Below are 25,376 nucleotides of genomic sequence, written 5' to 3'. Positions count from 1 at the left end.
AGCGCAACGGATAAACACAAGCCGCCCTTAGGCGGGACGTGTTTATCCGTTTTGAGTATTTAGGACCACTGTAAGCTTTTCCCTTGCGCAAAGGCGATAAAAATGACATGCTATAGAGACACCTGCGACATATATCGACATTCCCCTGCGGTGTCGGAACCGGCACTGCCAAAAGCTAAGATTCTATAGGTTTCACACTATACTTAATGTTGAATTATTTCATATCGGAGGCACTCCATGGCTTTCATTAATAAAAAGCCTTTAACGATCATCCTTGGGTTCATAGCCGTACTCCAGCTATCTCTGTTCTACTATTATTCTCTATCGGTAGACCGGGAATACCGCGCTGAAAAAGCCGACTTGTCCTCACAGGCAGTCATGTTAACATCGAACATTGAAGAGAGAGTGTCGATTGTCAAAGGCGTCAGTTCCTTTATTCAAACGGTCGGCTTTGATGCCGACCCAAACCTGATTAATCAATATTTAGTCACCGCATACCACAACAGCTCAAACAGCGTTATGAACATAATGATCGCTCCGGACGGCCTCATCCGTTATCTATATCCTCTTTTAGGCAATACAGCGATTCTGGGCAAAAGCCTGCTGCTGGATTCGGCACTATCCTCACCCGGCATGATTCAAGAAACGATCCGCTCCCGCGGCATTACGATTGACGGGCCCCGGATATTGGCCCAGGGCGGCTATGGCATGGTGATCAGACAAGCCGTATACTCGGGCGACGCGTTTGCCGGAATCGTTTCCGTAACACTGAAGATTGACAATATTGTGACCCAGCTTTCGCTGAAGGATACCTCCATTTCGGTTACCTCACCGGACCATGCTTTTTTATTTGGCAACCCTTCCTACAAGGACGGCAGCCAGCTTACGGTGCCGGTTACAATATACAATCAGCATTGGCTGATGAACCTCCCCATGCCTTCTCAGAAGAAATGGGAAGTGCTGCGCAGCGTTCTCTGGATTGATATCGCCTTCCTGCTTGTCTTGGCATTTATTCTATATATCTTCTGGCATCAGAGCCGTTTCAACCGGGAGCTGGAGCGGGTTGTCAGCATCCGCACGCGCGATCTGCGCGTATCCAAATCTCTGTATGAGAAGCTCGCCCATTATGACAGCCTGACGGAGATTCCCAACCGGCGCTATTTCATGGATGAATTCGAACGCCTGCTGCAATCGGCAGAGCCTACCCAGACGTATACGCTGTTCTTCTTTGATCTTAACCGGTTCAAGGAAATCAATGACACACTGGGCCACTCTATCGGGAATCAGGTCATCAAGACGCTTGCCAGCCGGCTCAAAAGCAACCAGCTGCCCTATAAGCTGTTCGCACGCACCGGCGGCGACGAGTTCGTCATGATCTTCTCCGATCTTCACCGGGAGCAGATTCCCGTCCTTGCCGGGCAGATCAGCGGGCTGATCTCGGAGACGCTGCTGATCTCCGGAGCGCATTTGAGCTTGTCGACGAGCATAGGGGTCTCCCTGTATCCGGAGCACTCGCTGAATAAGGATGATCTGCTGAAGTTCGCGGACATGTCAATGTATCAGGCCAAAATGCAGGAGGATGGCAATTATTTTATCTTTGACTGGCAGCTGCGCGAGAAGCTGGAGCAGAAGACAATGATCGCCAAATACCTGCATTCCGCACTGGAGCGTGAGGAATTCGTGCTGCATTATCAGCCGCAGATCAATGCCGTTACCGGTAAAATGATCGGTATGGAAGCGCTAATCCGCTGGAACCATCCCGAGAAGGGCCTGATCGGGCCGGGAACCTTCATCGCCGCCGTGGAAGAGGCCGGGCTGATGATCCAGCTTACGGATTGGGTGCTCCGCGAGGTGTGCCGCCAGCTCTGTGAATGGAGAACGCTGGGCATGCCGCTGCTTCGGACCTCCATCAATATCTCCAACAGCTGGTTCTACAACCGCAATCTGATTGAGAACCTGTTTGCGGTGCTTGACCATTACGGGCTGGAAACAAGTGTGCTGGAGTTTGAGATTACAGAGAGCACCGCCCTTCTGGAGGAGCATTATCCGCTGCTGCAGCAGATGCGCGATCACGGTATTATTGTCTCTATCGACGACTTCGGGACCAAGTATTCTTCACTGAATTATCTGAAGCATTTTCCCGTCAACAAAATCAAAATTGACCGCACCTTCGTCACCGGCATCGGAGTCAGCTCCATTGACGAGACGATTATCAAATCCATCGTTTTCGTCGCCTCACAGCTTGGTTATGATCTGATTGCAGAAGGTGTGGAGACCCAGGAACAGCTTGAATTCCTGATTAAGCATAATTGTACGAATATTCAGGGCTTCTTCTTCTTCCCGCCGCTGCCTGCCGAGGATATTCACAGAATCGCTTCATAGAACAACCTCGCAATCCGGCTAAATATAGCTTAACAATGAATGGCAAGCCTCAAGCTCTGCGGCTTGGTAAACGACTTCCGGAACAGTATAATAAGAGAAAGCAACGCCGCCGCCCCTGAGAAGGGGGCAGCGGAAGCCCGCGAGGTTAACCCGAAAGGAACATGAGAGAATGAATACGCTATCAACCACGGAGTGGATTGCAACCGTTATATTTGCGCTGATTCTTGCCATAATTGCCTACCGCGTCATCCGCGGCATGCCAAATATGTCTGGAAATATCTCCGCTTTTCGTAAAAGAACGCTGGTCTGGACTCAGGTGGCGCTTGTGCTGACCGTCCTTCAGCTCAACTTCAAGGCAGGCGACTGGCGGTTTGGCATCATTCTTGGTCTGATTGTGCTGTTCACCGGCAGCGTCTGGCTGGCCGCCCGCCATTATGACCTGCGCCTGCACGGGGTTACAGATTCGGCCGAACAGGAAGCCGGCAAAGAATAACCGCATGATCAAGCAACACACGCCACTCTGGAAGCAGCCCCCGGCCGGGGCTGCTTTATATTTTCCCAATCTGCCCTCCAGCACCCGGAGACTTATCCGCTACCCGCTTTAGCCAGCTCTTCTAAATTATGCTTGTCTCTAAAATTTCTTGTTCTTCACGATCAATTCTATGTACAATGAGCTAAAAGAAAATTCTCATCCCCGTGCCTTGATCAGTCCGTGCTGTCAGGATATTTCACGGGGGAACGTTATCTATTTTTGTTCGAGGGAGGAATTCTGTGACAAACAAAAACAGCTGCGGTGTCTACGGCTTCCGCTTCAGCGAACCGGACCGGCTGCCGCTCTGCAATCTCTTCGCGGTCGGGCATGAAGTCGTGACGGATTCTTCCTATCACTGGAACGGTATGGACCGCACGGATGGACCGCTGCTGCTGTTCCAATATACCGTTGATGGGCAGGGAATATTCGAAACGGAGCAGGAAAGCCTGCGTATTGGCTCCGGGCGGGCGTTCCTCACCGAGATTCCCGGAAACCACCGTTATTATCATCCAGGCGATTCGCTGCCTTGGGAATTTTATTTCCTGCTCTTCCGGCCACAGCCCCTCCTTCCGCTCTGGGAGGACATTAAGAAGAAGCTTGGAGCCGCTCCAGGGATAGCCCCCGGCAGCAGGCCAATCCGCATCCTGCGCGATATTGCCCATGAAGCCCATGCGGGAAGAATTTCCGACCCTTACATCGCCTCCTCACTGCTGCACCAGTTCATGATGGAACTCGGCAGGCTTTCCTCCAGCGGAGCACGCAGCGAAACAGAATGGCCTGCTGCGGTAAGAGAGTCCGTGAAATTCATCGAAGCCCACTACAGCTCCATGATCGGCCAGGAACAGCTCGCCGGGAAAATGGGGCTCTCCAAATTCCACCTGCTGCGCACGTTCAGCAAATATGTCGGTCTGACCCCCAATGAATATTTGAACCGGATCCGGATCGAGCGCTCGGTAGAGCTGCTGAGAACCACCGGCTGGAGCATTGAAGCCATCGCGGTCCAGGTTGGATACTCCAGCGGCAGCTATTACATTAAAGTTTTTCAAAAGCTTACAGGACAGACTCCCGGCTCCTTCCGGTCTGGAAACGGCGGGCTGAATTACAGCCGGTTATTTTTTTGATTCATTAGTCGGATTTGCGCAATTTTGTACAATTTAAGTGGTTTTTTTATTGTGGATACCAGCTGTAATCCTGCTCTATGATGGATGTATCACAGCAATTTTATTCCACAACTTCCGCCAAGGAGTGCAAAGGAGAGCAAACGCAATAATGAGCCATCTACAATATGCCAAGACCCCGCCCATGGGGTGGAACAGCTGGGATTGCTATGGTGCTGCAGTCACCGAAGCTGAAATCCGCGGAAATGCCGAATATATGGCCGAGAATCTGAGGGAATTTGGCTGGGATACTATCGTCGTCGATATCCAGTGGTACGAGCCGGGAGCCGTCTCCTCACAGTACCGCCCGTTTGTTCCGCTGGTGATGGATGAATATTCCCGCCTGCTGCCTGCCGTGAACCGTTTCCCGTCTGCTGCGGAAGGGCTGGGCTTCCGCCCGCTGGCTGATTATGTGCACAGCCTCGGCCTTAAATTCGGCATTCATATCATGCGCGGCATAGCCCGCCAGGCGGTCCATGCCGCGTCGCCCATCAAGGGCTCGCCGGCTACAGCCCGTGACATCGCCCACCCGAATTCGATCTGTCCCTGGAATACGGATATGTACGGAGTGGATGCCGGGAAGGAGGGGGCACAGGCCTATTACAATTCTCTCTTCGGACTGTATGCCGAGTGGGGCGTGGACTTTGTGAAGGTAGATGATATTGCCGCTTCCAGACTGTATGACACCCACCAGCCTGAAATTGAGCTGATCCACAGTGCCATTCAGCACTGCGGGCGTCCGATGATCCTGAGTCTTTCGCCCGGGCCGGCCCCGGTTCCTTATGCAGAGTTCCTGGCCGGACACGCCAATATGTGGCGGATTACTGACGATTTCTGGGACCGCTGGGAGCTGCTCCTCGACATGTTCGACCGCTGCGAGCGCTGGCAAGGCCATACGGGTAACGGCTGCTGGCCGGACTGTGATATGCTGCCGCTGGGCCATATTGGCATCCGCTCGGTTGACGGCGGCGGCGCTGACCGCTGGACGCGCTTTACGCCGGACGAGCAGATTACGATGATGACGTTATGGAGCATTTTCCGCTCGCCTTTGTTCTTTGGCGGCGAGCTAAGAGACAATGACGAATGGACGAACCGTCTGCTGACGAACCGTGAAGTATTGGAGATGCACCGCACCAGCAGCGGTGCGCACCTTGTCAGCCGCAAGGGGAACCAGGTGGTCTGGTCGGCCGAAGGCACCGGGGGGGTGCGTTACGCTGCCCTGTTCAATACCGGCGAGAGCCCGCAGGAGATCAGTGTCCGCCTGGCCGAACTGGACCTGGCCGGACCGGTATCGGCCTTGGAGCTGTGGAGCGGGAGCACGGAGACTGTCCGGAACGGAACGGGCAGCAGGAACGCGGCAAGCGGCTTGGACCAAACGGGCAGCGGAACCGGTGTGCTGGCCCGCAATATCCTGCCACACGGCGCTGCGCTGTACCGAATAGAACGCGCTTAATACACTTTGGCCTCTTAGCTTATACCTTTGAGTGCGCATAGTCCGCTCAGCCTCTTGGCTACTTTCGCAGATGTACATGCAGAGTGTCGCCGAAGCCCCACTGGACTTTCCCCGGGAAAAAACTTGGCGGATTAGCATGAATTATGGAACAGGACAAAATGCATTCGGGCGATTGCACTTTGTACAACATCCTGTGACCGCAGGCATACTTCTTCCCTCCAAAACCATACTAATGACATTCCAGGTATACATGGAGGGAATTCAGAGATGGGTAAACGAATGAATCTGCTGATGTTCAGCGGGGAATATGACAAGGCGATGGCGGCGCTGATTCTGGCCAATACCGCACGGGATATCGACGTGGAGGTTACGATGTTCTTCTCGTTCTGGGGGCTGTTCCTCGTCCGTGATCCGGACAAGATGACGCTGGAGGACAAGACCATTTACGAGAAGCTGATGGACGTGATTACACCGAAGGGACCGGAACAGCTCCCGCTCTCGCGGATGAATTTCAGCGGTCTCGGGAAGCTGATGCTGGAGGAAATGATGGAGGATCAGGGAGCGCCGAAGCTGATTCACTTTTTGAAGGGGGCCCGCAAAAAAAACATCAAATTCTACGCCTGCAAGCTGTCCGTAGAAATCATGGGCTTCAAGCCGGAAGAATTTCTGCCTGAGGTAGAGATTATTGATGCCGCCGCTTATCTGAAGGATGCTCTGGAGAGCGATATGCAGCTGTTCATCTAGCCGCTGCCTGGCTGGGCTTTAACCTATTTGCGCCAACGGGCATATACTGGGCCATAAAGCCGAAACGGCCGCGCCGGCCTTCAGAGAAGCATATGCTTCCGAAGCAGTGATACTTCGTATCGCTTACAGGAATCCGTTTCAGCGAAAGATATAAGGATGAATGATGACGTGAACCCATGATTCCTTATATTCTTAAAGAAATCATTGGCTGGAGGGATTGTCCGTGCTGAGTATCAACCGCGCTGCTGCAACAGAGGAACCCGCTTCGCTGCAAGAGCATTTTGCAGCTTTTCGGGAGCATACAATTGGGGGCCGGCATACTATCTCTACCCCCTATGGCCCTAAGCCGTTACTCTATGCCGACTGGACTGCCAGCGGACGGCTGTATGAGCCTATTGAGCGTAAAATCCAGGAGAGCTTCGGACCTTATGTCAGCAACCCCCATACGGAATCCAATACTACCGGGCTGACCATAACCCAGGCCTATAACGTAGCGCGGAGGATCATCAGGGAGCATGTGAACGCAGGTCCGGAGGACGCCCTGCTCTTCTGCGGCAACGGCACGACCGGCGCTGTCAACAAGCTGCTGCGGCTGATGGGCCTGAAGCTGCCGGAATGGCTGCGGGAAGATTATCTCTGCACCCCTGAGGAACGCCCGGTCATCTTCGTCAGCCATATGGAGCATCATTCCAATTTGCTGCCCTGGCAGGAAGGCATCGGCGAGGTAGTCAACGTACCGGCAGGAGCGGACGGAGCTGTTGATCTCCGGCAGTTGGAACAGCTGCTGCTGTTCTACCGGAGCCGCCGGTTCAAGATCGGCTCCTTCACAGCCTGCTCCAACGTTACCGGCATCCAGACACCCTATCACAAGCTTGCCGCCGCCATGCACCGCCACGGCGGGATTTGCTTTGTTGATTTTGCCGCCAGCGCCCCGTATATCTCCATCAACATGCATCCGGCAGATCCGCTGGAGAAGCTGGATGCCATTTTTTTCTCGCCGCATAAATTCCTCGGCGGCCCCGGTACGGGCGGAGTGCTGATCTTCGATGCCGGCTTAAGCAGAGGCCGGCTGCCGGATGAACCGGGCGGCGGAACCGTGGTCTGGGTCGATGCTTGGGGAGGCCGCCGCTATATCAATACAGTCGAAGTCCGCGAGGACAGCGGGACTCCGGGATTCCTGCAGGCCTTCCGCACAGCGCTGTGCCTGAAGCTGAAGGACGCCATGAATGGGGATGGAGGGCTCATGGTCGAGAGAGAGCGGCAGCTGTGCAGCAGACTGCTGGCCGGGCTTGGCGCCATCCGGAGCTGCACCGTTCTGGCCGGGGAGCATACCCGGCGGCACGGCATTGTATCCTTCAATCTGAAGGATATACACTATAATCTTGTGGTCAGGCTGCTGAACGACCGCTTTGGCATTCAGGCACGCGGAGGCTGCTCCTGCGCAGGACCCTACGGTCATTATCTGCTGGAGCTGGACAGGGAGCTTTCCCGGAAATTCATCCAGGCGATTCATGCCGGCGATCAATCCCTTAAGCCCGGGTGGGTGCGCCTCTCCCTGCATCCCATTATGACTGACGACGAGGTTGAGCGGATGATAAGCGCCGTCCGCAGCATCGTGGACAATATTGGCGTTTGGGGACAGGATTACCGCTATAACCGCGCCACTAACAGCTGGCTTCATTGTACCGGCGAGGCCCAGTCCGAAGACTTCGTCAGCAGATTATTTGCGTTGTAGCCGTTCACCCTCAGGAAGCTGCTCCCGCATCTGCGCGGCCCGGGCGAACCGGGCCTCAATTGCCTTAACCCCCCAGAGTGAAACTCCGATAAAAATCAGCACATAGATTATTTCTCCCGGATTCCGTATGAAACGGTCCGCATCGTTTCCGATGTAAGAGACTGCAAACACCATAATGGCTTTGCCTGCACACAGCGCAATCAGGTACGGGCGCAGCCGCATCTGCGCAAGCCCGGCAGCCATATTGATCACAACAAACGGTCCGACCGGGAACAGGCTGAGCAGAAAAACATAGCTGAACCCGCTGTTGCGGACCCAGGTCATGGCCTTCGCGACTTTGGGCCGCAGCGCCCACTTGCGCAGATAAGAGCGGGAGGCGATTTTGCGAATAATCAGGAACGTTGTCACACAGCCCGCAACCAGCCCGAGCCAGGAATACAGGAATCCCAGCCACAGCCCATACACCGCCCCGTTGAGCCCCACAATGGCAATCGTCGGCAGCGGCGGCACGAAGGATTTCATAAAGGTCAGCCCGACTCCGGGCAAAGGACCCAGTGAGCGGTATTGCTCCAGCAGCAGCCGGAGACGATCCTCCGTGAGCCATGACATAATATCTGCAAAGAACATAGGAATTCCGCTCTCCTTATCCATATTGAAATTGTTGGCGCTGAGCCTCAATTATACAATACTTTTCAGCTTCCTGACGGCAAATTAGAAGCCTGTTTGACCCAAGCGCATTCAGGCACTGCGTAGCTGTAAAATACCAACCAACCGGAGGATTCCATACTGCTGCACACAGGGAGTATCCATTTACACAAAACGTCCATGAAGGATTTGGAGTGTGCATCAAACGGATTGTCATTCAGTCCAAAGGAAGGGGCTATGGCAAAAGCACTCTTGCGCTCCTGACGCAGTGGGTCTTCACCGAGACACCTGCCCACCGGCTGTGGCTTGACGTGAAAGACCATAATGCCAGAGCGCAGCATGTCTATGAAAGTGCCGGATTCGCACTGGAGGGAACGCTTCGTGAGTGCGTGAAGAACGGCGACGCTTTTGAATCAGCCATGATTATTTCCATCCTCCATTTCCTAAACGTACAACAGACTGCCGCTTCAGGCTATGCTTCCGCACCTGATCCGGCAGTCTGTCTGTTTACTTATAAGGGCGATTCGCCCATGTTCTGTTCAGTGCTTCAAAAAGCCGGAACTACGGCCACGCCGTATTTGTCCTGGATGAATGTCTTAACCTCCGGACTGGTCAGCGCCTCATCCAGTTTCTTGATTTCCTCCCGGTTCTCATCCCCGCTGCGGACGGCAATCACATTGGCATAGGGTGAATTGGCATCCTCACGGAACAGTGCTGATTCGGGATCTATCCCTGATTCAAGCACTACATTCGTATTGATAACCGCCCCATCCAGATCGGGAAGCGCTCGCGGGAGCGTGGCGGCATCAGCCTCCACAAATTCGAACTTGTGCGGATTCTCGGCGATATCCTTGGGCGTTGCCTCGTAGGTGGTCAGCCCGTCCTTCAGCTTGAGCAGACCCTGCTGCTGCAGCAGTACAAGCGCTCTATACTCATTGGAAGGATTGTTGGGAATCCCGATTTTGGCTCCGTCCGGCAGTTCCTCCTTCGATTTCAGCTTTTCGGAGTAAAAGCCTATCGGCTCCACATGCACCTTGGCCGTCACGGCAAAATCATAGCCCTTCTCCTCTTTAATGGAGTCCAGGTAAGGCACATGCTGAAAATAGTTGGCATCAATCTGCTTCTCCTGCAGCGCCGGATTCAGCTGTCCCTCATCATCCAGGGTTACAATCTCCAGAATGATTCCTTCCTCCTTGAGCTTCGGCTTGATGAATTCCAGAATCTCCGCATGCGGAACGGCAGCGGCACCCACTTTAAGTGTAATTTCCTTGGAGGTGTTTCCCCCTGACGCGGAGCCATCCGCCGCAGCCTTTGTCCCTTCATTCCCCTTGTCGGCACTGCATCCTGCCAGCACCCCTGCCAGCACAACCGCCAGGGCCACCAATATACCCGCTTGTTTTTTCACCCTCATCCCTGCCTCTCTACAAATATATATTTGGAAACGTTGTAACCCATTTAGCGCGAATTATCTCTGTTAAATGAATAGTTCCCGGCTACTAATCGTCATTATTCTCCTTCACCTAATCGCTCTTGTAGCGTTTCCTGTCGATGGAACCGGCAATATAATCCCCGCTCCATTGCAGAATCTGCACAATCAAAATAATCAACAGCACAGTACCCAGCAGAATATCCGTGCGAAAACGCTGATAGCCAAAACGGATCGCCAGGCTGCCGAGTCCTCCGGCTCCAATCGCGCCGGCTACCGCTGTGAATTCAGTAATGGAGATCACCGCGATTGTCACACCGCGCACGAGCGCAGGCAATGCTTCGGGGATAATTACCTGGGAAATAATGGTTAACGGATGTGCGCCGACGGATTTGGCCGCTTCGATCTTCCCCGGCTCCACTTCCCGCAGGGAGCTTTCAATAATACGGCCCAGGAATGGAGCCGCTCCGATGGAGAGGGATACAATTGCCGCCGTCGGGCCAAGCGAGGTGCCGACAATCAGCCGCGCAAGCGGAAGCAGCAGCACAATCAGGATGATAAACGGGATGGAGCGCACCCCGTTGATGGCAGTGCTCAGCAGCCGGTTCACCCGGGGAGCCGGGAGCACGCCGCCTCTCTCCGTCACCACCAAGGTAACGCCCAGCAGCGCACCCAGAATAAGCGCGAATACCGAAGACCACGCCACCATGTACAGCGTCTGCTTCAGTCCCCCCCAGAGCAGTTCCACCATATCCTCCTTCATTGTGTACTGACCGCCTTTTCTATTTTGATTCCATCCTTGTAGTAGTTGAAAATATTCACGAACTGCTTGGCCGTCTCGCTCTCCGGTAGATAGAAGAGCTGCTCCACCGGACCATTCTCCACGATCCGTCCGCCTTCAATGACAGCCGCATTGCGGCAAATATGCCGCAGCACATCCATTTCATGCGTGATCAGCACGATCGTCAGATTCAGCTTCCGGTTGATATCCTGCAGCAGCTCCAGAATCGAGTAGGTTGTCTGGGGATCGAGCGCCGAGGTTGCTTCATCGGAGAGCAGCACATCCGGCTCCGCAGCCAGCGCCCTCGCGATTCCCACCCGCTGCTTCTGTCCGCCGCTGAGCTGCGACGGATAGACATGCGCCTTGCCGCTTAAGCCCACCAGCTCCAGAATCTCATGGACACGCTGCTTCTCCTCCTGTCTGGAGAAGCCTGCCACCCGCAGCGGGAACGCCACATTGCCGTATACCGTCTTGGCATCCAGCAGATTGAACTGCTGAAAGATCATCCCGATCCGGCGCCGGGCAAGCCGAAGCTCTCTGCCCCTCAGCTTGGTAATGTCTGTCCCTCCTACTTCAATACTGCCGGAATCCGGCTGCTCCAGACGGTTAAGACAGCGGATGAGCGTCGATTTGCCGGCGCCGCTTGCACCGATGACGCCAAAGATCTCCCCTTTGGCGATCTGCAGATTAATGTCTTCCAGCGCAGGCACCCTGCCCGCACGGGCAGCATAGCTTTTATGCAAGTGCTTAACAGTAATCACAGGAATCCTCCTCTTCCCTTGATTCAAGCAGAAACGGCTGTGCTGTCCTTTAAAAAAGGATGCAGCTCAAGCTGTATAGTTCAAAAAAGACCAAGCCCAACCCGTAAATGCACGGCTTTGGCTTGATCTCCAGTGTTCTGGTCAATCAAAGGAAATATTCCGATTAAATCCATGGGATTAATATAGACTACCTTTCCATAACTGTCAATCGTATTCTTCGCAGCACCTTTTATTCTTCCTGACAAACATAAGGATAATGGACAGAGTAATAAAAGTTCAATAATTAAGCAAAAAGGCCGTGATCAAGGGATCGCAGCCTCTTAACGCTTGTGACAGCTTACATATGCGTTTCTATTGGGGCGGCCGGTTTGGTTCCGGCAAAAATCAGCGTCGTCACATACTTGCGCGCATCGGCTGTAAGCAGCAGCAGCTCCACAGGGCTTTTTCCCTGCTCTCCGCCGGTGAAGCTCACTCTCGCTCCATCCAGATCCTCCTGAATAGCGGTGATGGTGAAGCCCTGACGCAGCAGAGCGTCAATCTCCTGCCGTTCTTTGTCGAACTCGGCGTATGCAGACATTCAGACCACTCCTCCGCTTATTTCCGCTTGGGAGGGGCGCGGCGCTTCCGCTTCGAACCGTTTGCGGTGCAGATATTTGCCGGTCCCTGCCTTGCCGACAAATTGCTTGTCACGGATGACAAATTCACCCCGGCTGAGCACCGAGACAGGCTCTCCCTTGACCTCCATGCCTTCAAAGGCATTGTAATCCACGTTCATATGGTGGTTCCCGGCGGAAAGGGTTCTTTCTGCTGAAGGGTCAAAGATGACGATATCCGCATCGCTGCCTACAGCAATGGTGCCCTTCTGCGGGAATAACCCGAACAGCTTGGCGCTGGACGTTGATATAATATCGACAAATTTATTAAGGGAAATGCGGCCTTTCTGCACACCTTCGGAGTAAAGCACGCTGAAGCGGTCCTCAATCGTCGGTCCGCCGTTCGGGATCTTCGAGAAGTCGCCCAGCCCGAGGTCCTTCTGTCCCTTGAAATTGAAGGAGCATTGATCAGAGCCGATCGTCTGCAGCGTGCCGCTCCAGAGCGCATCCCACAGCGCATCCTGGTTCCACTCCTCGCGCAGCGGCGGGGACCAGACATATTTGGCGCCCTCGAAGTCCGGCTTCTCAAGCGCCGTCTGATCCAATACCAAATACTGCGGACAGGTTTCGCCATAGACCCGCAGCCCTTTCCGCCGCGCCTCTGCGATCTTCCAGGCGGCTTCCGCGCAGGTCACGTGCACGACATAGAGCTGTGAATCGGTCAGCTCCGTCAGATACGCAGCCCGGCCGGTAGCTTCGCCCTCCAGCTCCGGAGGCCGGGTCAAGGCATGGTAGATTGGATCGGTGTTGCCTGCAGCCAAGGCCTGCTCCACCAGATATTCAATCACATCGCCGTTCTCGGCGTGAACCATGACGAGCGCGCCTTCCTGCTTGGCGGCCTGCAGCGTCTTGTACAGCACGCCATCATCGGCCTGGAACGTGTTCTTGTAGGCCATGAATACCTTCAGCGAGGTAATGCCCTCAGCCTCAATAATCTGCGGCAGCTCGCCGAGCACCTTATCATTCAGCTCCGAGACCATCAGGTGGAAGCTGTAATCAATAACCGCCTTATCCCGGGACTTGCTATGCCAGGTATCTACTGCCTGCTGCAGCGGCTGGCCTTTGGTGGTCAGACAGAAGTCGATAACCGTGGTCGTCCCGCCGTAAGCGGCGGCAATCGTGCCGGTCTCGAAGTCATCGGCGGTTACCGTGCCGCCAAAGGGCATATCCAGATGCGTATGGGGGTCAATGCCCCCCGGAAATACATAACAGCCGGAAGCGTCGATGATCTCCGCACCCGGCGCTTCCAGATTCAGGCCGATTCCGGCAATAACCCCGTCCTCGACCAGCACATCTCCTCTATAAGTATCTGCTGCGGTAACGATAATGCCGTTTTTGATAATTTTCTTCATCCTTACACCACCTCCGCTTCCGAATATGAGCCGTTCAGGCCGCTGATGACCCTTTGCCGCTGATTCCAGGTCATTGGAGCCGCCCCGCTGTCAAGAGCAACCATATCAATCGCTCCGTCTGCCGGGCAGACAATGGAACACAGGTTACAGCCTACACAATCTTCCTCGCGCACTTGCAGAACCGCCTTGCCCTCGGCATTGGTAAGCATATCGATACACTGGTGCGAAGCATCCTCGCAGGCTATATGGCATTTGTTGCAATTGATGCAGTTATCCTCATTAATCCGCGCCACTACCTTGTAGTTCAGGTCCAGATCGCCCCAGTTGGAGTACTTGGGCACCGATTTGCCGGTCAGCTCCGTGACCGACGCCAGTCCTTTGTCATCGAGATAGTTATTCAGACCGTCGATCATTTCCTCGACTATCCGGAAGCCATGATGCATCACGGCTGTGCAGACCTGAATGCCGGTTGAGCCCATCAGCATGAACTCCACCACATCCTGCCAGGTGGAAATGCCGCCAATTCCGGAGATGGGCACGCCCACGCCGCGGTCGCGCGCACATTCGGCGACCATGCTGAGGGCAATCGGCTTCACAGCCGGGCCGCAATAGCCGCCGTGCGCCCCTTGGCCGCCCACATTCGGGATCGTGTTCCAGCTGTGAATGTCCACCCCGGCCAGACTGTTGATTGTGTTAATCAGGCTGATCGCATCCGCGCCGCCCAGGACGGCATGGCGGGCCACAACCGTGATGTCGGTAATATTCGGGGTCAGCTTCACAATGACCGGCGTTGTTGCCACTTCCTTGACCCAGGTGGTCTGGGCCTGCACCAGATCGGGCTGCTGGCCGGAGGCCGCGCCCATTCCGCGCTCAGCCATCCCGTGCGGACAGCCGAAGTTAAGCTCCAGCCCGTCTACCCCGGCAGCTTCGACCCGCTTGACGATTTCATGCCATTTCTCCTGCTTCGGCTCTACCATCAGGGAGGCGATAACCGCATGGCCCGGAAATTTTTTCTTCGTTTCATAGATTTCCTTGAGATTGACTTCAAGCGGACGGTCGGTGATCAGCTCGATATTGTTGAAGCCGGCCACGCGCTGCCCGTTGAAATGCACAGCCGCAAACCGGGACGAGGTGTTGATAATCGGATCGCCCAGCGTCTTCCAAACCGCGCCTCCCCAGCCTGCTTCAAAGGCGCGCTGAACCTGATAGCCGGTATTGGTAGGCGGCGCAGAGGCCAGCCAGAACGGATTGGGTGACTTGATTCCTGCAAGCTCAATACTCAAATCTGCCATTATGTTCCCTCCCTGTCATGTAAGTCCGGCAAGTGCTTCCGGTGCCGAATTCGAGGCTTCCATAACAATGTTCTCCGTCCGGACATCGTTATTTAACGATAGAGCCGACCACGCTGTCCTGCCGGCCCGACAATTGCTTAACGATGGCGTAAGCAGCATCCTTGCCCTGCTGGGCGGCGGAGACTACCATCGCTTCGCCTTTGCCGGAGCCGAAGACAATATCGCCGGCGGCATAAATCTGCGGATCGGAGGTCCGGCCGGTGGTCTCATCAATCTTGACCACGCCCCATTCATGCTCAAGGCCCAGCGCCTCAATCAGATCAATCCGCCGCTTCTGTCCAATGGCCACGACCACTGCATCTGCCGGCATGAGGAATTCAGAGCCTTCTACCGGCATCGGCGTGAGACGGCCGTCCTTGCCGGTCTCGCCGGTCAGCTTCATCTTCACACATTCCAGGGCAGTCACGTTGCCGAGCTCATCCCCGATAATCCGCTTCGGCAAGGTCAGCCAGCTGAATTCCACGCCTTCCTGCTTGGCAAATTCGTATTCAAAATCATAAGCCGTCATCTCTGCAAGCGTCCGGCGGTAGACCATCTTGACATTCGCCGCTCCCAGCCGCACCGAGCAGGTAGCCGCATCAATTGCCGTATTGCCTGCTCCTATGACAGCCACCCGCTGTCCCATCAGCTCCAGCGTCGGAATCCCCGTCTTCGTGGTCTCCACCAGCTCTATGGCATCATATACACCGGAGAGCCGTTCCCCTTCAATGCCAAGCGGCGGAACATAGCCCATACCAGCGGCCAGCACGATGGCATCATACCCGGCCTTCAGCTCCTCTGCAGAGACATCAACGCCCACCTTCATTCCCGTACGGATCTGGACGCCCAGCTTCTCCACCTGCTCCACTTCCCACAGCGATATGGACTGCGGCAGACGGAACGAGACGATTCCGTGTGTGTCCAGCCCGCCCGCGAGCTCCTTCGCTTCATAGATCACTACGCCAAAGCCCTCACGCGCCAGTTCTCTGGCCGCAGACAGCCCGGCGGGACCACCGCCGATAACCGCGACTCTTTTACCGTTGGGAACGCCCTCCTTAAATAACCGGGTTCCGCTGTTAACCGCCCAATCGGTGGCATAGCGCTGCAGCAGCCCGATTTGAATCGGCGCGGAAGCACCGTTAAGCACACACGCCCCTTCACACAGCTCCTCTGTAGGACAGACGCGTGCGCAGCTGGCGCCTACGGGATTGGAATCCATAATCGCATATGCCGAGCCCTTCAAATTGTCGGTGGCAATACGCTTAATGAAAGAAGGAATATTAATGCTGGTCGGGCAGGCCTTGATGCAGGGTGCATCATAACAATACAGGCAACGGTTGGATTCTTCGATTGCTCCTTTGCGGGTGAGGCCGGGCTCAGCCTCGGCGAAATTGCGCATGAACATATCGGGCGTGAATGTGTTTAACGGAGAAGCGTGCTCCATCCGTATCCCTCCTTCTGTGTAAGTGTCTTCCGCCTTAAATCACATTTGTGTTATATAATATAACATTAATTACGAGTATCGCCTTAATATTTTACTTACTTCTCAGGATTAATGTAGTAAAATGAACAATATACCCTAATTTCTATTCCATTTCCCAGCAGTTTAGGTCAACTATTCTTACATGCCATAATGAAACTATAGTCAATTCCATTTTTCGTTACACTAGACAGATTGTCTAATTTCAAAAGTGTATTTTTTACCTGTGAGAATGGCCTGAGAGTGGCGAGGCCCCAGTCAGGAAACCGTGCATACGTAAAGCGAGGGGGATGCTTATGGATTGGGAACTTGTATTTACCATTCGTGATGCGCTCAAAAGACCGCTGTTCGCGGAAGCCGAGGTTATCGGCGGAAGAACCGGCCTGAGCCGCGCAATCCGCTGGGTGCATGTGCTGGAAAGCGCGAGCTTTGAAAGTCTGATCCACGGGGAAGAGATGATTCTGACCACCGGCATAGGCGCAAGCGCCGATCTGCCCTCTTCCTTATCGTTCATGCAGAATTTGATCGATAAGAACGCAGCCTGCTTATGCATCGAGTTGGGAGCTTACTTCAGCATCATTCCCCAGGAAATGACCGAGCTTGCCAACCGGCATGACTTCCCGCTGATCATTTTCACCCGCACTGTACGCTTTGTGGACATCACTCTGGACCTGCATTCCCTCATCATCAACCGCCATCACCGCATGCTCCAGGAGCTGGAGAGCATTTCCCGTGAGTTCCACCGCCTGACCCTGACCTCCCAGGGTACGCTTAAAGTGCTGCAGTTATTATGCAAAAGCACCCGCACGCAGATTGTGTATATGCAGCTGCAAGGCAAGCCCTTATTCTTCCCGGCGCTTTCACCCGAAGAGCAAGCTCCGCTTCTAAGCTTCTTCGAAGCCTTCGGGGAAGAAATGGAAGGCGTGCAGCCGGATGCAGCCCCTTATCTCCGCGACTACGGCCACAAGACGATCGCCCTGAAGCCGGTGGGCGCGCTCGATCAGACCTGGGCCTATATTCTGATGGTCTGCAATCACAAGCCGCAGGAATTCGACTGCCTGCTGCTCGATTCCGCCTCGCTGTCGATTGCCCAGGAGCTGCTGCGCACGCGGTACATGGAGGAGCGCAAGCTGTTCTCGGAGAATCTGTGGGTGGATGAGCTGATCGGCGGCCACACTCTTGATGACAACCGGCTCAAGGGGCTGGTCGGACCCGACTTCAATGTTGTGAATGAGCTGCCGTACCGTGTCTGCCTGATTGAAATTGAGAACCCCCGCGACGTGAAATGGAACAGCTCGGAGAACGAATGGGAATCGATTACCTTCCATTTATCGCTCATTCTGCGCTCCATCTTCGAGAAGTACTCTCTGCGTCCGCTGATTACGCTGAAGAACAACCGCCTGACCGTCATTGCGCTCGACATCCAGTCCAAGCTCCCCGGCAAGCTGCGGCTTCAGCAGGCACTGGATGCCCTGCAGCATATCCGCTCCGACGAGAAGCTGAAGGACCTGCAGCTCGTTATCGGAGTCAGCAAGTCCCACCGGGGCTTGAAACATGCCTATGCCGGTTACCAGGAAGCCGTACAAGCGCTGTCTCTGTATTCTTGTTACCAGAAGCCCATTCTCTTCTATGAAGAGCTTGGCGTCTTCCAGCTGCTGCTGAGCCTGAATGACGGCAAGACGCTGGAGAACTTCATCCGCAGCTATCTCGGGCCGCTGATTGACCACGATAGCGCCAAAGGAAGCGAACTGCTGCTGACGCTCCGTGTCTATCTCGATCATGACGGCTCGAAACAGATTGCCGCCCGGAATCTGTTCATCGTCAGGCAGTCACTCTATTACCGGCTGGACAAAATCACCGAGCTGCTGGGCGAAGACTTCATGCTGCCGGAGAACCGCATCTCCATTCAGGTTGCCCTCCGTGCCTACCAGCTCCTGTATCCGGATAAATTCACCCTGCCCAGCTCCCGTTCAGCACAGCTGTAAATGTATCAATGATGAACTGAATGTCCCCATCGGTGGAGGACAGCGGCGGAGCGATGGTGAGCACATTATTGAAGCCCGCAACGGTATCCCCGTTTTTGCCGATGATCAGCCCTTTGGCCTTGCACTCAGCGATAATGCCCTTAACAATAGCCAGGTCGGCAGGCTGCTTGGTCACCTTATCCGCCACCAGTTCAATGCCGATGGCCAGCCCGAAGCTGCGGATATCGCCCACCAGCCTGTGCTCCAGCAGCCCGGCGAATTCAGCAGCCAGCCTTTGGCCCAGCACATCGGCGCGCTCCACCAGATTCTCCTGCTCCAGGATTTCCAGATTGCGCAGGGCAAGCGCACAGGCGGCCGGATTGCCGCCGAAGGTATTCACATGCCGGAAATACCCGTAGTCATCACTGTTGTCCTTGAAGGCCTCGTAGATATCCTTGCGGACCGCCGTGGCCGACAGCGGCAGGTAGGCGCTGGTCAAGCCCTTGGCCATGGTGACGATATCCGGCTTCACGCCAAAATTCTGATGGCCGAATTTGCGGCCGGAACGCCCAAAGCCGCAGATAACCTCGTCAATAATCAGCAGTACGCCATGCTTATGGCAGATTTCCTGCACCCGGTCCAGATAGACCTGATGCGGCACAATGACGCCGCCGCCGGTAATCACCGGCTCCATGATGACCGCCGCTACCGTCTCCACGCCTTCCCAGACAATCGTATCCTCAATCGCCTGCGCACTCTGGAGGTTGAATTCCTCTGCCGTCATACCCGCAGGACGGCGGTAGCTGTCCGGCGGAGCCACATGCAGAAATCCGCCGCTCAGCGGTTCATATTTATACTTCCGCTGTGCCTGGCCGGTCGCTGAGAGGGCGCCGAGCGAGCTGCCATGATAGCCCCGGTAGCGGGCGATGAATTTATGGCGGTAAGGCTGGCCGATCTGCTGCTGGTATTGGCGGGCGATTTTGAAGGCCGCTTCATTCGCTTCCGAACCGCTGTTGGAGAAAAAAATAACATAGTCGCCTTCCAGCCATTCGTTCAGCTTCTCGGCCAGGGCGATAGCCGGCATATGGCTCTGCGTGAGCGGGAAATACGGCAGGCTCAGAAGCTGGCTATAGGCCGCCTCCGCCAGTTCCTTCCGTCCATAGCCCACATTCACACACCACAGGCCGGACATGCCGTCGAGAAATTTGTTTCCGTCTATATCCGTTACCCATGATCCGCTCGCCGTGGCGGCAATCATCGGCGGATTCTTTTCATTGTAAGGGGTAATATTATGCCATAAATACTGCTGATCCTTCTTGACGGCCAGCCCGCTTTCCTTCCCCAGGCTTTGCATGGCGCTCTCTCCTCTCAACCTTCCATAATAAGTTCAATAACGTGCGGTAACCATTTTCTTGCGGGTATAGAACTCAACACCGTCCCGGCCATTCGCGTGCAGATCTCCATAGAAGGATTTCTTGTAGCCCGAGAAAGGAAAAAAAGCCATCGGCGCAGGCACGCCCAGATTGACTCCCAGCATTCCCGCATCAATCTCTTCCCGGAATTCCCGGATCGCCTTGGCGCTGTCCGTATAGATGCAGGCCCCGTTGGCAAAAGGCGACTGGTTCGTCACCGCGATTGCCTCCGCCAGATCCTTGACCCGGACCACCGCCAGCAGCGGGGCGAAAATCTCATCACGCCAGATGGTCATGCCTGGCTGCACATGGTCGAAGATCGTCGGACCGAGGAAGTACCCCGCTCCGGCGGCCGCACTGTCCTGTCTGCCATCCCGCACCAGCTCCGCCTTCTCCTTAATCCCTGCTTCGATATAAGCGATTGTGCGCTCTTTGTTCGACTGGCGGATCACCGGGCCGAGGAAGACTCCCTCGTCCTTCCCGTCGCCGATCTTCAGGCCATCGGCAGCCTCGGCCAGGCGGCTCACCAGTTCATCGGCGATCCGCTCATGCACAACCGCCACCGAGCAGGCCATACAGCGCTCGCCCGCAGAGCCGAAGGCGGCTGAGATGATATTTTTGACTGCGCTGTCGAGATCGGCATCGGGAAGCACGATCGAATGATTCTTGGCCCCGGCAAGCGCCTGCACCCGCTTGCCGAATGAAGTCCCGTGCTTATAGACATATTCCGCCACCGGCTGGGAGCCGACGAAGGAAACCGCTTTGACCTCTTCATGCTCCAGCAGGCCGTTCACAACCCCATGCGCGCCATGCACCACATTCAGCACCCCTGGCGGAAAGCCCGCTTCCGCAAACAGCCCGGCCAGCCGGTTCATGAGAAGCGGCGTCCGCTCCGAGGGCTTCAGGACAAAGGTATTGCCGCAGGCAATCGCCAGCGGGAACATCCAGCAGGGCACCATCATCGGGAAGTTGAACGGCGCGATGCCGCCAACCACCCCAAGAGGGTACCGGTACATGCCCGATTCGACTCCGGTGGCGATGTCCGGCAGCTGGCTGCCCATCATCAGCGAGGGAATGCCGGAGGCAAATTCCACACATTCAATGCCGCGCTGCACTTCACCAAGCGCTTCCTCCAGGCTTTTGCCGTTCTCCAGCGTGATCAGCCCGGCCAGCTCGCTTCCGTGCTGCACCAGCAGCTGCTGGTACCGGAAGAAATAGCGGGCGCGGCGCGGAACGGCAACCTTCTTCCAGGATTGATACGCTTCTGACGCCGCCTTCACCGCAGCGTCCAGCTCCTCCCGGCTGGAGATCGGCACATAGGCAATGACCTCGCCGGTTGCCGGATTGAACACTTCCTCCTGCTGTCCGGAGGAGGATTCCACCCATGCACCGTTAACGTAGTTCTTCACTTTCTCGGTTTGCCTCACAAGCAGAGACATAGTAGCACCTCTTTCCACTCTTGGGTTGCTGATTATAATAGATGACCGCCCCATCCGGCGGTCATCTATCAGGAATATGGGCGAAGCTTGGTTACTCTGCCGCCATTTCAACAATTTCGTTCGTATAGGCTTCCTCTACGTTGGAGGCCGTCTTGATGACGCCGAACTTAAGCGCGATATCCGCCGTCTGCTGGAACGCAGCCGCATCGGTATAGCCTATCTTGGCAGCGTCGAAGCCTTCCGGCTGAATCAGCTTGGCCACCTCCGTCATCATCGTCAGCTGATGCTCCCGGGTTGTACTGCCTTCCTCGGCCAGCTTCATGACACTGTCAACAGCCGCTTCCGGATCGGCAATGGCGTCTTTCCAGCCCTTCAGGGAAGCGCGGACGAACTTGGCCGCTGTCTCCTTGTTGGCTTCAAGCCATTCCTTGTTGGCGAAGAGATTGTCTTCCAGCATCGCCACCCCTTCATCATTCATGTCGATCACATTCAGCTCCTCCGCCTTGATTCCCGATTCCAGCACGACCTGATATTCGTTATAGGTCATGGCCGAAGCCGCATCGATCTCGCCGCCGAGGAACTGGTCCATGGTGAAGCCCTGCTTGGTAAAGTTCAGATCCTTGTTCGAATCCAGCTGGTACTTGTCAAAAAGCGCCAGAACCTCAAACTCGTTGCCGCCCATCCAGTTGCCGACCTTCTTGCCCTTCAGATCAGCCGGACCGCTGATTCCGGCGTCCTTCTTCGACACCAGCACAAGTCCGCTCTTCTGGAAGATTTGCGCGATCTGCACCAGCGGCATCTCCTGCTCCTGGCTGGTCAGAAGGCTGGCTACCCAGTCCACGCCGATGTCGGCAGAACCGCCTGCAACCTGCTGCTCCGGCACAATATCCGGTCCGCCGGGCAGAATCTCCACATTCAGCCCTTCTTCGGCATAATAGCCTTTATCCCGGGCCAGGAAATAACCGGCAAATTGCGCCTGCGGCACCCATTTGAGCTGCAGCTTGACGGTCACCGGATCTGCAGCCGGTTCCGCAGTTGCCGCCGGTTCCGGCGAAGCGGAAGCCGCTGTCCCTGACGCCCCTTCAGACGCCGGAGCATTATTGTTATCATTGCCCCCGCAGCCTGCCAGCAAAGAAATCATCAGCATTAACGCAATCGCCAGCATCCCGCCGTGAAATTTGCCTTTTCTCCCGTTCATCAATACAACTCCCCCTGCCAATTGAGTTTTTTAATCTGACAAAAGCACAGCATGGTTACCATCGTGTTGCTCTATGCATGCGGCCCGGGAAGGACTCTCTTTTTCCCTTCGGCGCGGACCGGATGTAACGGGCTCAAGGTATCAGGAACGCTGGGAGGAGTGCCACTTAATGAACACTTTCTCCAGCCGCTCCACAATCAGGTAAAAGATCACTCCGGCAATCGCCGCCAGCACGATGCAGGACCAGCCAAGCGGCATCTTGGCCACCTTGATAGAGTTGGAGAGCAGGTAGCCGAGGCCCCTTGAGGAGAAAAAGAATTCCCCGACAATGGCTCCAATCATACTCGCCGTGGCATTGATCTTCAGTGCCGTGAACACGTAAGGCAGACTGTTCCGGATGCGCAGATAGCGGAACACCGCAGGCTTGCCGGCCGCATACGAATGCATCAGATCCAGAGCGAGCGGATCAACGGCCGCCATGCCCTTATAGGCATTGATGGCCATTGCCGCCATCGTGGTCGCTGTTACAATCGCGGCCCGGGAGCCGATGCCGTCGCCGAACCACAGATTCATGATCGGGGCGAGCGCCACAATCGGCACGGCGTTCAGCGCAGCCACCAGAGTCAGGCTGCCCCCGCCCCAACGGGGCCAGGCGGTCGCCGCCAGGGCGATCAGGAAGCCGCAGGCTGAACCGATCAGCATCCCTGCAACCGCCTCGGTCAGGGTATAGCCCGTGTAAGACAGCAGCAGGCTGAAATTATCCCGCATCGCTTCCGCGATGGCCGAGGGCAGCGGAAGCTGGTACTTTTTGAGATCAAACAGCTTGTGGAAGACTTGATATTCCCACAGAAGCAGAAACAATATACCGGCCAGCAGCGGCAGAATCACACCAGGATTAAGCCACCCGAAAGGCCGCCGGGGGCTTCGCCGTTTGCCGGGACCCGATGAAACGCCGTTGTTAACCGATGCGAGTGGAGCAGATGCCGATTCTTTACCGGCTGATGCTATGATTGGAACTTCACGCACGGCAGTATTGCTCTCCATCAGCGGCCCCCTCCCTTCGGACGAAATTCCGGCTGCCACGGCGCTGCCAGACGTTCAGCCAGACTCATCAGCCAGTAGCTGGCCATGCCGAGCAGTGCGCCCACAAGCACCGTTGACCAGAACATATACGTATGGGAAGGGCCGTAATAGAGATTGCGCAGCATAATGACGCCAATGCCATGCTGGGCTCCCATAAGCTCCACAAGGATTGCACCGGTCACGGCGAGGGGCGCGGCAATCTTGAGGCCGCTGAAGAGGCCCGGCAGCGCCGCCGGAAAACGCAGCTTCCAGTATACAGCCCAGGGCTTCGCGGCATAGGAGTGCATAAGCTCCACTGCCGACAGGTCCACACTGCGCAGACCGCGCAGCATATTCAGTGCGACCGGAAAAAAGGTAATGTAGCCGGAAATGATAATCCGCGACACCTGCTCGTCGCGCACAATACCGTAAATAATCGGAGCCAGGCCCAGAATGGGAATCATCTGCGAGGCGACCGCATAAGGAAAGGCGAGCTGTTCGATCGTCCTCGACAGGCTCATCAGCACCGCCAGGATCACTCCGGCCACCGCGCCGATCAGAAATCCGACGCCCGCATTGCCGAAGGTGGCTCCCCCTTCCTTCAGAAGAGTACCGCTATACTTCCACAGGGTAGCCGCCACTTCGTGGACGTAAGGCAGCTTGGACTGGGCCAGCGGGGTCTTCGCCACATTCAGCAGCCACCAGGAGACCGCCTCCCAGACCACCAGCAGGCCGAAGATCCAGACGAACAGCGGCAGCACGCGGTCCCGCATAAACGTACTGTTCCCCTTCATCCGCTACACCCCTTCGAAGCTGTCGCGGATACGGGCGATCAGTTCAAAAAACTGCGGGCTGTTTCTCATTTCGGCAGTCCGCGGGCGAGGCAGCGGAATGTCCACAATTGCGGACAGCCTGCCCGGATGCGGTGACAGCACGAACACCCGGTCCGAGAGAAAAATAGATTCGGGGATGCTGTGGGTTACGAAAACAATGGTGCTCTGCACCTTGCTCCAGACGGACAGCAGCTCCTCATTCAACCGCTCGCGGGTGAATTCATCCAGCGCGGAGAACGGTTCATCCATCAGCAGGATTTCCGGTTCCATCGACAGCGCCCTGGCGATGGCCACCCTCTGCTGCATCCCTCCGCTGAGCTGCCATGGATACTTGTCGGCGAAGCCCTGCAGGCCCACAAGCTCCAGCAGCTCGATCGCCTTATCCTCACGGATGGACTTCTTGACACCCATCAGCTCCAGAGGGAGCGTAATATTATGCTTCACCTTCCGCCAGTCGTAAAGAACCGGACTTTGAAAAACAATGCCGTACTTTTGCGCCAGCCGGGCCTCCTTCGCACTTTTGCCGGCGACGGTGATATTGCCTCCGGTTGGTGTTATAAGATCTGCCATCAATCTCAGGAGCGTGGTTTTGCCGCAGCCGGAAGGACCGAGCAGAGAGACAAATTCCCCTTTGGCGATATCCAGGCTTACCTGATGCAGCGCAAGCACATCAGCCGTTTCCGTCTGGTAACGCATCTCGACGTTCTGCAGCTGTATTTCAGGAATTTTTGCAGCTACCAATGACATTTCCAGTTCCCCCTTTATTCCTGAATCGGATTTATTTTTCTTTGATATGTTAAATAACATAACACATATTCACGGATAACAATGTAAATTTCTTAACCGATGTATGATTAACTAACATGGTACACTTTGCTCCGGTTACTCTCACTAGACAAAAAGTAAAATAGCGCTTGAGAAATTCCGTCACTTTGTCTAGGCAGCGCCTTTTCATTGTTAAGAATTGCGACTTTTGCCGATATAGCAGGTATATATCTTCATGCTGGATTGCGCAGCCTGCCAACATCCCCCTATG

Annotated in this window: 21 protein-coding genes and 1 pseudogene; 8 read left to right on the top strand and 14 right to left on the bottom strand. The window is 55.4% G+C overall.

Annotated features, from left to right (window positions below):
* Positions 1-237: 237 nt before the first annotated feature.
* The 6 genes from HYD27_RS12265 to HYD27_RS12240 all read left to right on the top strand — a co-directional run bounded on the left by HYD27_RS12265 (position 238) and on the right by HYD27_RS12240 (position 8,003).
* Positions 238-2,382, top strand: coding sequence for a bifunctional diguanylate cyclase/phosphodiesterase (locus tag HYD27_RS12265; RefSeq protein WP_219215448.1), 2,145 nt, complete (start codon positions 238-240; stop codon positions 2,380-2,382).
* Positions 2,383-2,551: 169 nt separating this feature from the next.
* A complete protein-coding gene (locus HYD27_RS12260; RefSeq protein ID WP_219215446.1) occupies positions 2,552-2,875 on the top strand; it encodes a hypothetical protein in 324 nt (107 codons plus the stop codon).
* 278 nt (positions 2,876-3,153) lie between these two features.
* Complete coding sequence (locus HYD27_RS12255; protein WP_219215444.1) at positions 3,154-4,035, top strand: helix-turn-helix transcriptional regulator; 882 nt, start codon at positions 3,154-3,156, stop codon at positions 4,033-4,035.
* Between the two features lie 148 nt (positions 4,036-4,183).
* Positions 4,184-5,524, top strand: coding sequence for a glycoside hydrolase family 27 protein (locus HYD27_RS12250; protein ID WP_219215442.1), 1,341 nt, complete (start codon positions 4,184-4,186; stop codon positions 5,522-5,524).
* 267 nt (positions 5,525-5,791) lie between these two features.
* Positions 5,792-6,268 carry a DsrE/DsrF/DrsH-like family protein gene (locus HYD27_RS12245; protein ID WP_219215440.1) on the top strand — a complete coding sequence of 159 codons (477 nt, stop codon included), beginning with the start codon at positions 5,792-5,794 and terminating at the stop codon, positions 6,266-6,268.
* A gap of 223 nt (positions 6,269-6,491) precedes the next feature.
* Positions 6,492-8,003, top strand: a complete 1,512-nt coding sequence (locus tag HYD27_RS12240; RefSeq protein ID WP_219215438.1) for an aminotransferase class V-fold PLP-dependent enzyme — start codon at positions 6,492-6,494, stop codon at positions 8,001-8,003.
* Here HYD27_RS12240 and HYD27_RS12235 read toward each other — a convergent pair.
* Entirely contained in the window at positions 7,989-8,630 is a 642-nt protein-coding gene (locus HYD27_RS12235) for a TVP38/TMEM64 family protein (protein WP_219215437.1), read from the bottom strand. The genes HYD27_RS12240 and HYD27_RS12235 overlap by 15 nt on opposite strands.
* A 212-nt stretch (positions 8,631-8,842) precedes the next feature.
* On the opposite strand from HYD27_RS12235, the pseudogene HYD27_RS32675 reads away from it, so the two are divergent.
* Positions 8,843-8,998 (top strand): annotated as a pseudogene (locus HYD27_RS32675) (GNAT family N-acetyltransferase); the annotation flags it as partial.
* 197 nt (positions 8,999-9,195) lie between these two features.
* Here the strand turns inward: HYD27_RS32675 and HYD27_RS12225 are convergent.
* From HYD27_RS12225 to HYD27_RS12195, 7 genes are all read right to left on the bottom strand, one after another.
* Positions 9,196-10,059, bottom strand: a complete 864-nt coding sequence (locus tag HYD27_RS12225; RefSeq protein ID WP_219215435.1) for a MetQ/NlpA family ABC transporter substrate-binding protein — start codon at positions 10,057-10,059, stop codon at positions 9,196-9,198.
* Positions 10,060-10,168: 109 nt separating this feature from the next.
* The gene (locus HYD27_RS12220; RefSeq protein WP_219215433.1) at positions 10,169-10,837 is read right to left on the bottom strand and encodes a methionine ABC transporter permease; all 669 of its coding nucleotides are present in this window, start codon (positions 10,835-10,837) and stop codon (positions 10,169-10,171) included.
* Entirely contained in the window at positions 10,834-11,616 is a 783-nt protein-coding gene (locus tag HYD27_RS12215) for a methionine ABC transporter ATP-binding protein (protein ID WP_219215431.1), read from the bottom strand. The genes HYD27_RS12220 and HYD27_RS12215 overlap by 4 nt, the downstream gene beginning before the upstream one ends.
* 337 nt (positions 11,617-11,953) lie before the next feature.
* Positions 11,954-12,193: a hypothetical protein gene (locus HYD27_RS12210; protein WP_219215429.1), complete on the bottom strand. Its 240-nt coding sequence runs from the start codon at positions 12,191-12,193 to the stop codon at positions 11,954-11,956.
* A complete protein-coding gene (gene hydA / locus HYD27_RS12205; protein ID WP_219215427.1) occupies positions 12,194-13,621 on the bottom strand; it encodes a dihydropyrimidinase in 1,428 nt (475 codons plus the stop codon).
* Between the two features lie 2 nt (positions 13,622-13,623).
* Positions 13,624-14,913 (bottom strand): NAD-dependent dihydropyrimidine dehydrogenase subunit PreA, encoded by a 1,290-nt coding sequence (gene preA / locus HYD27_RS12200; RefSeq protein ID WP_219215425.1) that lies wholly within the window; start codon positions 14,911-14,913, stop codon positions 13,624-13,626.
* Between the two features lie 88 nt (positions 14,914-15,001).
* Complete coding sequence (locus HYD27_RS12195) at positions 15,002-16,396, bottom strand: NAD(P)-dependent oxidoreductase (RefSeq protein WP_219215422.1); 1,395 nt, start codon at positions 16,394-16,396, stop codon at positions 15,002-15,004.
* Between the two features lie 332 nt (positions 16,397-16,728).
* Here HYD27_RS12195 and HYD27_RS12190 point away from each other — a divergent pair, with 332 nt between their 5' ends.
* Positions 16,729-18,417, top strand: coding sequence for a PucR family transcriptional regulator (locus HYD27_RS12190; protein ID WP_219215419.1), 1,689 nt, complete (start codon positions 16,729-16,731; stop codon positions 18,415-18,417).
* Here HYD27_RS12190 and HYD27_RS12185 read toward each other — a convergent pair.
* The 6 genes from HYD27_RS12185 to HYD27_RS12160 form a co-directional block, all read right to left on the bottom strand.
* Positions 18,383-19,750 carry an aspartate aminotransferase family protein gene (locus tag HYD27_RS12185; RefSeq protein ID WP_219215417.1) on the bottom strand — a complete coding sequence of 456 codons (1,368 nt, stop codon included), beginning with the start codon at positions 19,748-19,750 and terminating at the stop codon, positions 18,383-18,385. The genes HYD27_RS12190 and HYD27_RS12185 overlap by 35 nt on opposite strands.
* Before the next feature lie 33 nt (positions 19,751-19,783).
* A complete protein-coding gene (locus HYD27_RS12180) occupies positions 19,784-21,247 on the bottom strand; it encodes a CoA-acylating methylmalonate-semialdehyde dehydrogenase (RefSeq protein ID WP_219215416.1) in 1,464 nt (487 codons plus the stop codon).
* 91 nt (positions 21,248-21,338) lie between these two features.
* A complete protein-coding gene (locus tag HYD27_RS12175; protein WP_219215414.1) occupies positions 21,339-22,445 on the bottom strand; it encodes an ABC transporter substrate-binding protein in 1,107 nt (368 codons plus the stop codon).
* Between the two features lie 141 nt (positions 22,446-22,586).
* Entirely contained in the window at positions 22,587-23,489 is a 903-nt protein-coding gene (locus HYD27_RS12170; RefSeq protein ID WP_219215412.1) for an ABC transporter permease, read from the bottom strand.
* Positions 23,489-24,301 (bottom strand): ABC transporter permease, encoded by an 813-nt coding sequence (locus HYD27_RS12165; RefSeq protein WP_219215410.1) that lies wholly within the window; start codon positions 24,299-24,301, stop codon positions 23,489-23,491. Before HYD27_RS12165 ends, HYD27_RS12170 begins: the two co-directional genes overlap by 1 nt.
* A gap of 3 nt (positions 24,302-24,304) precedes the next feature.
* Positions 24,305-25,087, bottom strand: coding sequence for an ABC transporter ATP-binding protein (locus HYD27_RS12160; RefSeq protein WP_219215408.1), 783 nt, complete (start codon positions 25,085-25,087; stop codon positions 24,305-24,307).
* Positions 25,088-25,376: the final 289 nt, after the last annotated feature.

The organism is Paenibacillus sp. S150, from assembly GCF_019352175.1.
In the GTDB taxonomy this organism is placed as follows: domain Bacteria; phylum Bacillota; class Bacilli; order Paenibacillales; family Paenibacillaceae; genus Paenibacillus_AQ.
The sequence above is the reverse complement of the archived record's forward strand: the minus strand, read 5'-3'. Positions and strand labels throughout refer to the sequence as shown.

Coding starts and splice junctions, on each gene's coding strand:
- HYD27_RS12265 (WP_219215448.1), top strand. CDS start 238: ATGGCTTTCATTAATAAAAAGCCTTTAACGATCATCCTTGGGTTCATA.
- HYD27_RS12260 (WP_219215446.1), top strand. CDS start 2,552: ATGAATACGCTATCAACCACGGAGTGGATTGCAACCGTTATATTTGCG.
- HYD27_RS12250 (WP_219215442.1), top strand. CDS start 4,184: ATGAGCCATCTACAATATGCCAAGACCCCGCCCATGGGGTGGAACAGC.
- HYD27_RS12245 (WP_219215440.1), top strand. CDS start 5,792: ATGGGTAAACGAATGAATCTGCTGATGTTCAGCGGGGAATATGACAAG.
- HYD27_RS12235 (WP_219215437.1), bottom strand. CDS start 8,630: ATGTTCTTTGCAGATATTATGTCATGGCTCACGGAGGATCGTCTCCGG.
- HYD27_RS12225 (WP_219215435.1), bottom strand. CDS start 10,059: ATGAGGGTGAAAAAACAAGCGGGTATATTGGTGGCCCTGGCGGTTGTG.
- HYD27_RS12220 (WP_219215433.1), bottom strand. CDS start 10,837: ATGAAGGAGGATATGGTGGAACTGCTCTGGGGGGGACTGAAGCAGACG.
- HYD27_RS12210 (WP_219215429.1), bottom strand. CDS start 12,193: ATGTCTGCATACGCCGAGTTCGACAAAGAACGGCAGGAGATTGACGCT.
- hydA (WP_219215427.1), bottom strand. CDS start 13,621: ATGAAGAAAATTATCAAAAACGGCATTATCGTTACCGCAGCAGATACT.
- preA (WP_219215425.1), bottom strand. CDS start 14,913: ATGGCAGATTTGAGTATTGAGCTTGCAGGAATCAAGTCACCCAATCCG.
- HYD27_RS12195 (WP_219215422.1), bottom strand. CDS start 16,396: ATGGAGCACGCTTCTCCGTTAAACACATTCACGCCCGATATGTTCATG.
- HYD27_RS12190 (WP_219215419.1), top strand. CDS start 16,729: ATGGATTGGGAACTTGTATTTACCATTCGTGATGCGCTCAAAAGACCG.
- HYD27_RS12185 (WP_219215417.1), bottom strand. CDS start 19,750: ATGCAAAGCCTGGGGAAGGAAAGCGGGCTGGCCGTCAAGAAGGATCAG.
- HYD27_RS12180 (WP_219215416.1), bottom strand. CDS start 21,247: ATGTCTCTGCTTGTGAGGCAAACCGAGAAAGTGAAGAACTACGTTAAC.
- HYD27_RS12175 (WP_219215414.1), bottom strand. CDS start 22,445: ATGAACGGGAGAAAAGGCAAATTTCACGGCGGGATGCTGGCGATTGCG.
- HYD27_RS12170 (WP_219215412.1), bottom strand. CDS start 23,489: ATGGAGAGCAATACTGCCGTGCGTGAAGTTCCAATCATAGCATCAGCC.
- HYD27_RS12165 (WP_219215410.1), bottom strand. CDS start 24,301: ATGAAGGGGAACAGTACGTTTATGCGGGACCGCGTGCTGCCGCTGTTC.
- HYD27_RS12160 (WP_219215408.1), bottom strand. CDS start 25,087: ATGTCATTGGTAGCTGCAAAAATTCCTGAAATACAGCTGCAGAACGTC.